Source organism: Litchfieldia salsa (assembly GCF_900104555.1).
In the GTDB taxonomy this organism is placed as follows: domain Bacteria; phylum Bacillota; class Bacilli; order Bacillales; family Bacillaceae_L; genus Litchfieldia; species Litchfieldia salsa.
Map to the genome: position 1 here is coordinate 1 of NZ_FNJU01000011.1, position 12747 is coordinate 12747.

Below are 12747 nucleotides of genomic sequence, written 5' to 3' on the forward strand. Positions count from 1 at the left end.
ACCTTCTTGGCGGATTGGCTTATGACCCGAGCCGATGGCTCCTGGAGCTAGACAATAGAAAAGCGAGAAAGAAGATCATAACATCTCCTATCTCGCGCTTTCACGTTAAACTTTTGCTTTTTGAGATTGTAGCATTTCAGCTAAAAGACGAATGATGTCTGAGTTTTGTTCCTCTGTCCCAACAGTAATTCTAACACTTGTAGGAAATCCGAGCGCATTACCTGACCTTACAATAACCCCTCGCTCAAGTAAATACTGGAACACTTGATTTCCTTCTTGCTTGAAATCTATTAAGATAAAATTCCCTTGTGATTGATAGTAGGAAAGATCATACTCCTTACAAAATGAATAGAATTGTGCCAAACCGGCTTTATTCTTTTTAACACATTCTTGTATAAAGGCTTGATCCCCAATCGCTGCATTTGCAGCTGCTTGGGCCACTCTTGTCGTATTGAAAGGCTCACGTGCTGGTTCGATTTGTCCAATTAATCGGCTCGATCCAATTCCATAACCAATACGCAATGATGCTAAACCATATGCCTTCGAGAATGTACGGAGAACCACTACATTTTGATAACTACTTAATAATTCAATTGTTTCAGGGTAATCATCTGCGTCAACATATTCATAATAGGCTTCATCTAGAACGATAAGTACATGCTCTGGAACTTGACTTACAAATGAAAGCAACTTCTCTTTATTAACATAAGTACCTGTTGGATTGTTCGGACTGCAAATCCATACAATTTGAGTATTATCATCGATTGACGCTAACATCTCAGGCAAGTTATGCTCACCATTTACCAATTCGACTTCCCTTATCTCAGCACCTTCAATAACTGCATTATGTTTATATTGTGGGAAAGAAGGTGTTGGCATTACTGTATTTTTCCCTGGAGCTAAAAGGGCTCTACAAATAATTTGAATGACTTCGTCAGATCCATTTCCGAAAATGATTTGTGATCCCTCTACCCCCAAATGCTTAGACAACGTTTGTCTTAACTCAGTAGAATAACCATCCGGGTATAATGCAAGTGTATTAAGTTCTGTTACTATAGCTTGTTTTGCTTTTTCAGAGCATCCATATGGATTTTCATTCGATGCTAACTTCGTAATTTTTTTTAATCCAAACTCTCTTTTTACTTCTTCAATCGGCTTACCGGGTTGATATGGCTTCAAATCTAATAACTGCTCTTTAATTTCCATTCCTACAATTACACCTCACATGGTTTAATTGGCGCAATAATGGTTTCTACGTATCCTTTGAATTCTACCAGTGCCTTCTGTCTTGAAGTAGGAAGAAGTAAAGCTTCGTTTAATTCTTCAATCTTTCTTACAATTGCACTACCAATGACAATTCCGTCACAATGGTCTTGAAGTAAACGGACATGGTCAGCATTAGAAATACCAAAACCTACCGCTACTGGTATTTTACTATACTGCTTAACTTCAGTTAAAAACCCAAGTACATCTTCATTTAATGTATCCCTTACACCAGTTACGCCCAATGAAGAAACACAATAAAGGAAGCCTTGTGCGTTATTTGCAATTTTTTCGATACGTTTTGAAGATGTTGGTGCTACTAAAGAGATATATTTAATCCCCTGCTGTTGACACTCTTCACGAAGATGTTCACTTTCTTCATAAGGTAAATCAGGAACAAGTAGACCATCAACGCCATTTTTATGCGCTAAAGTAAAAAAGCGATCCTCTCCTAATTGTAGCACAGGATTGTAATAGGTAAATACTACAACAGGAATATTTAACCCTTTTTCTCTCATTTTACCCACTAAGTTCATTGCTTGTTCAAGTGTCATATTATTTTTTAATGCTCTTTGTGATGCTCTTTGAATGATTGGTCCATCTGCAAGTGGATCAGAATATGGGATTCCTAGTTCTAGAACAGATGCTCCAGCCTCTTGAAGGGCTAGTGCTAGCTCAATTGTCACATCTGGATGTGGATCACCTGCTACAATAAACGGAATAAACAAATGGTCAACCTTTGGTAACCGTTCATTAAACGTTGTGTTCATATTCTATTCCTCCTTCGATAACCTCCATTAATGAGTGCACATCTTTATCCCCGCGCCCAGATAAACAAACTAGAATCGTTTCATCAGGCTTCATCATAGCTGCTATTTCAAACGTCTTTGCCAAAGCGTGTGCAGATTCAATTGCAGGAATAATGCCTTCTTCAATTGTAAGCCGCTGAAGTGCTTCAATTGCCTGTGCATCTGTAACGCTCTCATATTTAACTCTGCCTGTGTCAGCCAAGTAGGCATGTTCAGGACCCACACCTGGATAATCTAAACCAGCAGATATTGAATAAGGTTCTGTAATTTGGCCATACTCATCCTGTAATAAATAGGTAAGTGATCCATGAATAACTCCTTTTGTTCCTTTTGTAATAGTAGCTGCATGAAGATCCGAGTCGACACCTTTCCCAGCTGCCTCGACTCCAATCATTTCTACCTGATCTTCAAGAAACGGGTAAAACATACCAATTGAATTACTTCCACCACCAACACACGCTACAATCTTAGTAGGCAGTTTTCCTTCTCTTTCTAAAAATTGACTTCTTGCCTCATCTCCAATAACTCGTTGAAAATCTCGAACCATTTTTGGATAAGGGTGTGGCCCTACAACAGAACCAATTATATAGAAATGGTCTGTACAATTTGATACCCAATAACGAATTGCTTCATTGGTTGCATCCTTTAATGTCTTATTTCCACTTGAAACCGGAATTACTTCCGCACCTAATAATTGCATACGAAAGACGTTCAGTTTTTGACGGGCAATATCTTCTTCTCCCATGAATACCTTACATTCCATTCCGAATCTTGCAGCTACTGTTGCTGATGCAACACCATGCTGTCCTGCTCCAGTTTCAGCAATAATTTTTTTCTTTCCCATTCTCTTTGCTAAAAGAGCCTGACCAATCGCATTATTAATTTTATGGGCACCTGTATGGTTTAAATCTTCTCTTTTCAGATATATTTTAGCTCCACCTAAGCTCTTACTGACATTTTCTGCATAAGTTAGAGCTGTTGGACGTCCCGAGTACTCTTTCAAAATATCAAAATACTCTTTTTTAAAGGCATCATCTTCTAAGGCTTCTTTTAAAGCAATCTCAATTTCTTCTAGAGGTTGCATCAATGTTTCTGGCACAAATTTCCCGCCAAACTCACCAAAACGACCATTATGATCTGGAACCTGTATCATATAGCTTCACCTGCTCTTCAATTTTTTTTATAATTTCTTTATCTTTTATATTATTTAACTCTATTCCACTAGATAGATCTATCCCATCTATTTGAAACGTTAATAATTCTTTAAGATTATCTTTGTTTACACCACCAGCTATATAGCATGGTACCCCTTGACGTTTTGCTTCTTTTATATATTGCGGGATAAAGCTCCAATCAAATACTTCACCAGAACCACCCCACATCCCTTTCACCTTACTATCAATAACATAGGCATCCGCGATTCCACTATAATCTTCCATATGTTTAAAACTGTTGTCAGAATGGTGAATGACTTTCCAAACCTCTCTATTTAATACCGTTTTTATTTCTGTAAGCATTTGAGGAGATTCTGTTCCATGACATTGAATAACTGATAAAGGAACCTTAGATACAACAGATAGAATTTCATCAATAGCTGAATTTACAAATACACCAACTAGTTTCTTTGATCTGACATCTACATGTTCTAACCAAGACTTTAAATCTTCAGGACGCACTTCCCTTTTACTCTTAGCAAAAATAAAACCCAGATACTGTGCCTGACTAGAAGCGGTTATCTTCAAATCAACTAATGATTTATTACCACAATATTTAACTTTAAGCGAATCCTTAATGTTCACCATATAAAGCCCTAATACCCATACTTGGCTTTTCAAGTCGCATAAATGCCTCACCAATCAATACAGCTTTTGCGCCATATTCCCGAACACGATTTAGGTCGTTCGGAGTATGAATTCCACTTTCACTTACTAATATACTGTCCTTTGGGATATACTCTGCCAATTCCTGTGTTTGGTTAAGACTTGTTTCAAAGGTTTTAAGATTACGGTTATTGACACCCAATATTTTAGGAGAGAATTGTTTCAAGATTCTTTCTAGTGTATCAATTGAGTGTACCTCGACTAAACACTCTAAACCTTTTTCATATGCTTCTTGATAAAACTCATATAATTGTGAAGGCTCTAGAACCTCACCAATTAAAAGAATGGCATCGGCTCCAATTTGAACACTTTGCTCTATCTGCCTAGAATCAATGATAAAATCCTTTCTTAATACAGGAACATCAACAATCTCTTTTACTTCAATTAAATATTGGATCGCACCTTTAAAAAATTTTTCATCGGTTAAGACAGACATTGCATCTACTTTAGCAAATTTGTAGTCTTTGGCTATCTCAAGATGGTTAAAATTTTCACGAATAATGCCTTTTGATGGAGAAGCTTTTTTAATTTCTGCAATCAACGCTGGTTTTCTATCAGAATGAGTAAGTGCTTGATAGAGAGATTTTCTTTCTATCATTTTATTTTCTGGCATGTAAAGACGTTCTAATTCAATCTTTTTTTGTTCAATAATCTTATTAAGCATATTTTTCAACCTTTCGAGCACGTAGTTTATTAAAATGCTCTTTTACTAGACCATTTTGCAAAGCATCTTTCACTAGTAAGACACCTTTATTAATCGTTTCTACTTTACCAGCAACATACAACGCTACCGCTGAATTTATAATAACAATATTGGTTGCACTCTCATTAGATTTATTACACATAATATCTTGAATCATTGCTGCACTTTCTTCTGATGAAGATACTACTAATTCGTCTAAACAACCTCTAGTAAGACCTACATCCTCAGGCTTCAAGGTGAACCTACTAATCTGACCATTCTTCAATTCAACGACATCAGTTTCATTTGTGATTGTCACTTCATCTAACCCATCTCTACCAGTTACGAATAACACATGCTCTGAACCAAGTGTTTTCAATGTCTCGGCCATTTTTTCCGCATAATCAGTTGAATAAACACCAATCACCTGTTTTTTACACCCTGTTGGATTTGATAAAGGACCTAACAAGTTAAAAATAGTTCTAAATCCGATTTCCTTCCTTGGCAAAACTGCATGCCTCATCGCAGAGTGATAAAGAGGGGCAAATAAAAAACTCATACCGTTCTCGTTTAAAGCAGTGATTGCTTGCTCCCTCGTACCTTGTGTTTCTATACCTAGTTTTTCAAGCACATCAGCACTACCGCTTTTTGATGAAACTGCACGATTACCATGTTTTGCAACTTTTACACCTAGAGAAGAAACGATAATGGCCGAGGCAGTAGAAATATTAAAAGTTTGCGTACCATCCCCACCAGTTCCACAAGTATCAATCACGTCGCCTTGATACTCAAGTGTCGTCATATGAGTTCTCATCGCTCTAGCAAAACCCGTCATTTCATCAACAGTTTCACCGCGAAATCTCATGATCGATAACAGACTAGCAATTTGACTAGCAGTTGCTCTTCCTTCCATAATTTCATTCATTATTTTAAATGAGTCCTGTTCAGACAAAGTATTTCCTTGAACACACTTATTTAAGAGTTCTTTAAACATAAAGATCCTCCTGTTCACTAAAAGTTTTTTGAGCAACTTCAATGGTTTTGATTAATGCACTTGCCTTATTTCTTGTCTCTTTCCATTCAAGTTCTGGTATAGAATCAGCTACAACACCTGCACCAGCTTGAACATAAGCAATTCCATCCTTTAGTACGATTGTTCTAATCGTTATGCAAGAATCTATGTTTCCATCAAAACCGATATATGCAACAGTGCCAGCATATAAATTCCTAGCTGTCGGTTCTAATTCATTTAGAATCTGCATAGCACGGATTTTAGGTGCACCTGAAACAGTTCCTGCTGGAAAAGCTGCAATTAATGCATCGATCGGATCAATTCTTTCATCTAATATACCTGTTACTTTAGAAATTAAATGCATAACATGGGAGAATCGGCCAAGCTCCATTAATACAGGTGTATTTACACTTCCATATTTCGCAACTCTACCAATATCATTCCTAGCTAAATCTACCAACATATAATGCTCTGCTTGTTCCTTCTTATCGTTCTTTAATTCCTCTTCAAGTCGTAAGTCCTCTTCTTCTGTTCGACCTCGTCTTCTTGTACCTGCAATCGGATGAATTTCAAGATGGGTATTGTCAATTTTTATAAGTCTTTCTGGCGAACTACCAACAATTTCAAGATCATCAATTTTAATATAAAATAAATATGGTGATGGATTAACCATTCTCAACACTCGATATAATTGAAAGCCAGTAACATTAACAGGAATTTCAAAGCGTTGTGATAGTACTGCCTGAAAAACATCCCCTGCCGCAATATATTCTTTAATTTTATTTACATCTTCGATAAACTTTTCTTTCTCGTAGTTTGATTTAACACCTTCAAATGAGACATCTACTGAATATTCATTTTCCAGTTTCAACTCCTGTTGATTACCCTGATGCATGATTTTAGAAATATACATATTAATCTTAGAATAGGCGTGCTCCAATATTGCCAGTTTACTATTATCATTCTCATCGCCATTCAACCTAACGTTATGAATAAAGATCACTTCTCGTTCATGATGATCGTAGGCGATAATTGTTTCACAGAAGAAAAACTGTTGTCGTTCTACATTAATATCTTTATTAGGATTTTCTTCTACTTTCTCAAATGTAGAAATGGAATCATAGCCAAGATAACCAACAGCTCCTCCGCTAAAAGGAATATCCAACTCTATTTTCTTTATAGCAAGGGTTTGCTCTACCCAGTTAAAGGCTTCCTTTAGAGTCTCTTTCTTAATTAATTTCTGTTTACTTTCATTCTTTACGGTAAAAACACCGCTGTTCTCTTGAATAAAGAGAAATGGCTTTAAACCAATGAACGAGTATCTTGACCAAGATGACTCATCATCTTTACTCTCTAGTAAAAACGAAGCATCACTCTCAACATTTTGAAATATTTGAATGGGGGTTAATGTGTCAACAATAAACCGTTTAATAATCGGTATTGTCTTATATTTAAGTGAATCTGATAAAAAAGAGGTTACATCAGGATTTGTCATTTTTTCATTCCTCCATATTTTTTATTTATGGAGAATGAGGTTTAGGAGGATTTTTAAAAAAATAAAACCCAAAGACATGTATTTGTCTTGGGGTAGGAGTTGAACACTTAATAAACCTAGCTAACCTCGGCTAAACTCACTCATTCTCTCAAAGTAAATAACACAAACTAATATACATACAAAAGTAGTAAACCTTGTAGTATATCTAATTACCTGCCTATTTACTCTGACTACCCTATGCTCTGCTATGAAACACTGATTTCTAAACTAATCTAAAATCTAATACTTACTTATTCTATACTCATAAAACACTATCTAATATAATGTTATTACATATCCTTGCAATTTGTCAACAATACTCAGAAATTTAAAATTATTCAGCCTTCAAGTCTGGTCTTAGACTAACAGCATTCCCTAGATAAATATGATTAATATTCTCTTGAGGAATTGATGTATTTACCGTCATCATTACTCTTATACATTTTCTAAGTGAATTCGGTACAGGAATTTCCTGCATACACATTACGGGAACAAATGACCAACCCTCAATTTTTCTTAAAGCTGCTGCTGGAAAAACAGCATCAAGGTCATTTGTTACCGATATCAAAACCTGCGCTACATCTGTAGCTGCAATATGATTTTTACTGATCATTTCTTTTACGAGTTCATCTGTAGCTTTAATGATTTCTACGTCATTATTTTCAGCTACTGTCGTAGCTCCCCTTACTCCTCTAATCATTACAAACCTCCCCAAGCATGGACCTGATCATTTCTTCATTTACCTGTACTAATTCGACAGTTCCAATTTCCCGAAGAAGAACCATTCGAATTTTATCTTCTTTTGATTTCTTATCTCTTTTCATTCTTTCTAAAAGTGATGTTGCACTCAAACCACTTGGAATTGAAATTGGAAATCCATATTGCTCAAACCAAGCCAGGAATGAATCATGGTTAAGTTCGATACCATAATGATTCTCACTCACTTTAATAGCAAATAGCATTCCTATCGCAACAGCATCTCCATGAGAAATCTGACCATACCCTAACTCTGCTTCAATCGCATGACCTAAGGTATGACCAAAATTTAAGTACGCACGAATTCCAGTTTCGTTTTCATCTTCATAAACAACATCAGCTTTCACTTTAATTCCACTAATGATCATATGCTGTAGGTGTTCACCTTGTACGTCTGCCATCGAGTGAACATTCTTTTTCAACCAATTGTAAAGCTCTACATCTTTTATTAGCGCATGTTTAATAACTTCTGCAAATCCAGATCTCATTTCACTCTCTGGTAAAGTTTTCAATAATGAAATATCATAAACAACAGATTCTGGTTGGTTAAATACACCAATCATATTTTTACCCAGTTCATGGTTAATAGCCACTTTTCCACCTACAGCACTATCATGTGCTAAAAGTGTAGTAGGCATCTGAATAAAGGGGACTCCCCTCATGTATGTAGCCGCAACAAATCCAGCTAAATCTCCCACAACTCCTCCACCAAGAGCGATGACAAGTGATGAACGGTCTAATTTCTCTTGGAGGGCGTGGGTGTGGCATTTGTAAAAAACATCAATTGATTTTGCTTTTTCTCCGCTTGGTATGATAAAAGAAGTAACAGGAAAATGTTCCTTTAATATCTCTTCTATATGTTTTAGATAATAATTACTGACATTTTCATCAGTAATTATTAAAATTTTCGTCACTTTTCCTTTTATAAACTCCGGAAGGTTTATTGATATATTTGATCCAACATACAAAGGATAATCCTTCGTTTGGGTCTTGATTTGAAGTACTTCCATTTAGAAATCCCTCGCATGAACTTTACTACGATTAATATTCTCTAATAGTAAATCAATTCGGTCTTGACCAAATTGCTCGACAATTGCTGACGCTACCTCCCATGCAACAACTGCTTCAGCTACAACACTCGCAGCTGGTACTGCACAACTATCAGACCTTTCGATACTTGCAGCAAATACTTCTTTAGTTTCAATATCGACACTATTTAATGGTTTGTAAAGTGTAGGAATAGGCTTCATCACACCTCTTACAACTATAGGCATCCCAGTCGTCATGCCACCTTCAAATCCACCTAAGTTATTGGTTCGTCTTGTGTAACCATTTTCCTCATCCCAGATGATTTCGTCATGAACTTTACTTCCAGGTAATTGGGCTGCTTGAAAGCCAATACCAAATTCAACACCCTTAAATGCGTTTATACTCATTACAGCTCCAGCTATCTTAGCATCAAGCTTTCGATCATAATGGACATAACTACCCACACCAGCTGGCATGCCCTCAACAATGACCTCAACTACTCCACCAATCGAATCACCATTTTCTTTCGCCTGGTCAATGGCATCCATCATTTGTTGTTCTACTTTTGGGTCAAAAGAACGTACTGAAGATGCTTCAGTCACTTCTTGTAATTCTGTTAAATCCTTGTAAGGAACACGTTCAGCTTTCACCCCACCGATTTCAACAACATGACCTGCAACAGTAATTCCTAACTCAAACAATAGCTTTTTAGCAACCGCACCTGCTGCAACTCTCACTGTTGTTTCCCGAGCTGAAGAACGTTCTAATACATTTCTCATATCACGATGACCATATTTAATTGCACCATTTAAGTCAGCATGCCCTGGGCGAGGACGTGATATTTTTCTCTTTATTTCATCCTCTACTCCCTCTTCAATTGGCTCAATTCCCATTATTTTTGTCCAATGAGTCCAGTCTCTATTTTCAACAGCTAATGTAATTGGTGAGCCTAACGCCTTTCCATGTCGAACTCCACTTAATATTTGGACCTGATCTTTCTCTATTTGCATTCTTCTTCCACGACCATGGCCTTTTTGTCGTCTTGCTAGTTCTATATCAATATCTTCGTGTGTTATACTTAGTCCTGCTGGTACTCCTTCTATAATAGTTGTAAGCTGTGGACCATGTGATTCTCCTGCGGTTAAGTACCTCATTTTTATATCCCCCTTCATGACTTTAAAGCGATTATGTACCAATATATCACAGAATAGAGTGTACGAGTAGCAATATTTTTTAAAAATTTGAATAAATCGACATAATTATATCTTATATCAGAAATAAAAAAAGTCCACCACAGGTGATGAACTTTTTAACAATTTATATTTTTCTGTAAATGAATGTTTCTTCTGTCTCCAGGTTATACAAACTAGGATTAAAAATCTGTTCAGTACTACCAACAAAGAAAATACCATCCTTCTTTAAAGCAGAACTAAACTTTTGGTATAAAAGATTTTTCGCTTCATCAGTAAAGTAAATTAAAACATTTCTACAAACAATGATGTCAAAATTACGATCAAATGAATCGGCTAATAAATTTTGCTGCTTAAATGTTACCCTACTTTTCAAATCATCATTAACCTTAAAGTGATTATCTTCTAATGTGAAAAATTTTTGTTTCATCTTTTCAGGAACTTCTTTAAGCGAACGCTCAGGATAGACTCCCATTTTCGCTCGTGCAATCGCATTAGTATCTATATCAGTTGCAAGAATAGAGATTGCAGATAACGGTAGGAAATTTGAAAGAATCATCGCTAATGTATAAGGTTCTTCCCCAGTTGAACATGCTGCGCTCCACACCTTTAAAGTCTTACTCTTACTTAACAATTGTGGGATAATCTTTTGTTCAAGTACTTCCCAACGCTTACCATTACGATAGAATTCGGAGACGTTAATAGTCATCCTATCTAGAAATTCATGAAACAATTTATCTTCCTTATTCAGTGCTATGAAAAATTCCTTAAAATTTTTATACCCCTTTTTTTCATATAAGGATGATAGCCTACGCTTCATTTGTGCCTCTTTATAAAGAGACAAATCGATCCCTGATTTCTTTTTAATATCCATTGTAAATTGAATATAATCTTCTTCACTCATTTGCTTGCTCCTCTGACATTAAAACTTTTACACCTACCAAAACAAAGTACCTAGCACAAATCAATCGACCTTATTTTGAGATCAAATGGGTGCCAGGCACGTTAAAATATATCTGTTTTTTTTGGCGTCTACTAAAAGTTTAACCCATTAAAGTTAATAAATCCATCTATTTATTAACTTACTATAATCTTGCAATTCCTGTTCAGAAAAGAATAAACCGATTTCACGAACAGCACTTTCAGGAGAATCCGAGCCGTGAATAATATTCTTTCTAACAGTTAAACCGAAATCACCACGGATTGTTCCAGGTGTAGCTTCTTTAGGGTTTGTTACACCCATCATTTTACGAGAAGTAGAGATGACATTTTCCCCTTGCCATACCATAGCAAAAACTGGTCCGGATGTTATAAATTCAACTAAATCATTAAAAAATGGTCGTTCTTTGTGCTCAGCATAGTGTTCTCCAGCAAGTTCACTCGAAACGTTCATTAATTTCCCGCCAACCAATTGAAAGCCCTTTCTTTCGAAACGAGAAATAATCTCTCCGACCAATTGACGTTGTACCCCATCTGGTTTTACCATTAAAAATGTCTTTTCCATCTCTTCTCCACCCCACAAAAGTTATGTATGTATTGACTGGCAATAAAGACCAACCAATCAAAATATTAACATTTTTTTGATTGGTTATCAATATCCATTGGGGGTTAAAACTTCCTTTTGCCAATAAACTTAGCAATATTATTCAAAGCAGTTTTCGTTTTATTATTCGGTAACTCCTCCAATATCTTAAACGCCTTATTAAGGTATAAGTTACTAAGTTCAAAGGACTTTTCAATAGAGCTAGAAGTCTTTATCATATCAATAATGGGTCTAATATCAGATTCAGTTGAATCTTTAGTTATTGCGGAGATACTCTCTCTTATTTCAAGATTCTTTAGAGCTAATAATACAGGTAGTGTTATATTTCCTTGTAACAAGTCGCTTCCTGCTGGTTTGCCTAACTGTTCCTCAGTTGCAGTGAAATCTAAAATATCATCTGTAATTTGAAAAGACATACCAACATAATATCCAAATAAATATAACTTTTTTTGGATATCCTCTGATGCATTTGCTCCTATTGCACCAAGTTGGCAACTAACAGCAATTAATAAGGCTGTTTTTCTTTTTATTCTTCTTAAATAAGTACGAAGGTCTTGGTTAAAATTATACTTATCTTTAATTTGTTCGATCTCACCAATACAAAGTTCAACCATTGTATGTGAAAGAATTTTGTGAGCTACAGGATTTTCCAATTTAGTCATTAACGCTAATGCTCTGGCAAACAAAAAATCACCTGTATACATTGCAATTTTATTATCATATTTTGCTTTTATCGTTTGTCTGCCTCTTCGAAGTTCAGCATTATCAATAACATCATCATGAACTAACGATGCCATATGTATTAGCTCAAGAGCAACGGCCACATGTTTAATTCGATTGATATCATATTCTCCAAATTTACCAGCTAAGAGGACAAAAACTGGACGAAGACGTTTACCACCAGCTTGTAGTAATTCAACTCCAGCTTGCCTAAGAAGAGGATGTTCAGCCTGTACAGTAGCCTCAAGTTCCTTTTCGATCAAACCTATATCTGCGTTTAAGAAAGAGTACATCATTTTTAGTTTCATGGAAAATCACCTTAATTTACT

Annotated in this window: 13 protein-coding genes; all 13 read right to left on the reverse strand. The window is 35.9% G+C overall.

From position 1 onward, the window contains the following. Positions 1–105 precede the first annotated feature (105 nt). On the reverse strand, positions 106–1206 hold the full coding sequence (hisC, locus tag BLQ56_RS17495) for a histidinol-phosphate transaminase (protein ID WP_090857365.1): 1101 nt from the start codon (positions 1204–1206) through the stop codon (positions 106–108). Positions 1207–1214: 8 nt separating this feature from the next. Continuing rightward, on the reverse strand, positions 1215–2033 hold the full coding sequence (gene trpA, locus BLQ56_RS17500) for a tryptophan synthase subunit alpha (protein WP_090857368.1): 819 nt from the start codon (positions 2031–2033) through the stop codon (positions 1215–1217). Further along, entirely contained in the window at positions 2017–3225 is a 1209-nt protein-coding gene (trpB, locus tag BLQ56_RS17505) for a tryptophan synthase subunit beta (protein WP_090857371.1), read from the reverse strand. The genes trpA and trpB overlap by 17 nt, the downstream gene beginning before the upstream one ends. Next, complete coding sequence (locus BLQ56_RS17510) at positions 3203–3874, reverse strand: phosphoribosylanthranilate isomerase (RefSeq protein ID WP_090857374.1); 672 nt, start codon at positions 3872–3874, stop codon at positions 3203–3205. The genes trpB and BLQ56_RS17510 overlap by 23 nt, the downstream gene beginning before the upstream one ends. Beyond that, the gene (trpC, locus tag BLQ56_RS17515; RefSeq protein WP_090857378.1) at positions 3861–4616 is read right to left on the reverse strand and encodes an indole-3-glycerol phosphate synthase TrpC; all 756 of its coding nucleotides are present in this window, start codon (positions 4614–4616) and stop codon (positions 3861–3863) included. Before trpC ends, BLQ56_RS17510 begins: the two co-directional genes overlap by 14 nt. Next, positions 4609–5628: an anthranilate phosphoribosyltransferase gene (trpD, locus tag BLQ56_RS17520; RefSeq protein ID WP_090857381.1), complete on the reverse strand. Its 1020-nt coding sequence runs from the start codon at positions 5626–5628 to the stop codon at positions 4609–4611. Before trpD ends, trpC begins: the two co-directional genes overlap by 8 nt. Continuing rightward, on the reverse strand, positions 5621–7141 hold the full coding sequence (trpE, locus tag BLQ56_RS17525) for an anthranilate synthase component I (protein ID WP_090857385.1): 1521 nt from the start codon (positions 7139–7141) through the stop codon (positions 5621–5623). Before trpE ends, trpD begins: the two co-directional genes overlap by 8 nt. A gap of 373 nt (positions 7142–7514) precedes the next feature. Further along, a complete protein-coding gene (gene aroH, locus BLQ56_RS17530; RefSeq protein WP_090857388.1) occupies positions 7515–7880 on the reverse strand; it encodes a chorismate mutase in 366 nt (121 codons plus the stop codon). Continuing rightward, positions 7873–8946 carry a 3-dehydroquinate synthase gene (gene aroB, locus BLQ56_RS17535; RefSeq protein ID WP_090857391.1) on the reverse strand — a complete coding sequence of 358 codons (1074 nt, stop codon included), beginning with the start codon at positions 8944–8946 and terminating at the stop codon, positions 7873–7875. Before aroB ends, aroH begins: the two co-directional genes overlap by 8 nt. Further along, positions 8947–10119: a chorismate synthase gene (gene aroC / locus BLQ56_RS17540; protein ID WP_090857393.1), complete on the reverse strand. Its 1173-nt coding sequence runs from the start codon at positions 10117–10119 to the stop codon at positions 8947–8949. A 163-nt stretch (positions 10120–10282) separates the two neighbouring features. Further along, positions 10283–11059, reverse strand: coding sequence for a CheR family methyltransferase (locus tag BLQ56_RS17545; RefSeq protein WP_090857396.1), 777 nt, complete (start codon positions 11057–11059; stop codon positions 10283–10285). 153 nt (positions 11060–11212) lie between these two features. Next, a complete protein-coding gene (ndk, locus tag BLQ56_RS17550; RefSeq protein WP_090857399.1) occupies positions 11213–11659 on the reverse strand; it encodes a nucleoside-diphosphate kinase in 447 nt (148 codons plus the stop codon). Positions 11660–11763: 104 nt separating this feature from the next. Next, positions 11764–12726: a heptaprenyl diphosphate synthase component II gene (gene hepT, locus BLQ56_RS17555; RefSeq protein WP_090857402.1), complete on the reverse strand. Its 963-nt coding sequence runs from the start codon at positions 12724–12726 to the stop codon at positions 11764–11766. Between the last annotated feature and the right edge of the window lie 21 nt (positions 12727–12747).

Coding starts and splice junctions, on each gene's coding strand:
- BLQ56_RS17510 (WP_090857374.1), bottom strand. CDS start 3,874: ATGGTGAACATTAAGGATTCGCTTAAAGTTAAATATTGTGGTAATAAA.
- trpB (WP_090857371.1), bottom strand. CDS start 3,225: ATGATACAGGTTCCAGATCATAATGGTCGTTTTGGTGAGTTTGGCGGG.
- trpE (WP_090857385.1), bottom strand. CDS start 7,141: ATGACAAATCCTGATGTAACCTCTTTTTTATCAGATTCACTTAAATAT.
- aroC (WP_090857393.1), bottom strand. CDS start 10,119: ATGAGGTACTTAACCGCAGGAGAATCACATGGTCCACAGCTTACAACT.
- trpA (WP_090857368.1), bottom strand. CDS start 2,033: ATGAACACAACGTTTAATGAACGGTTACCAAAGGTTGACCATTTGTTT.
- ndk (WP_090857399.1), bottom strand. CDS start 11,659: ATGGAAAAGACATTTTTAATGGTAAAACCAGATGGGGTACAACGTCAA.
- hepT (WP_090857402.1), bottom strand. CDS start 12,726: ATGAAACTAAAAATGATGTACTCTTTCTTAAACGCAGATATAGGTTTG.
- trpD (WP_090857381.1), bottom strand. CDS start 5,628: ATGTTTAAAGAACTCTTAAATAAGTGTGTTCAAGGAAATACTTTGTCT.
- trpC (WP_090857378.1), bottom strand. CDS start 4,616: ATGCTTAATAAGATTATTGAACAAAAAAAGATTGAATTAGAACGTCTT.
- BLQ56_RS17545 (WP_090857396.1), bottom strand. CDS start 11,059: ATGAGTGAAGAAGATTATATTCAATTTACAATGGATATTAAAAAGAAA.
- hisC (WP_090857365.1), bottom strand. CDS start 1,206: ATGGAAATTAAAGAGCAGTTATTAGATTTGAAGCCATATCAACCCGGT.
- aroH (WP_090857388.1), bottom strand. CDS start 7,880: ATGATTAGAGGAGTAAGGGGAGCTACGACAGTAGCTGAAAATAATGAC.
- aroB (WP_090857391.1), bottom strand. CDS start 8,946: ATGGAAGTACTTCAAATCAAGACCCAAACGAAGGATTATCCTTTGTAT.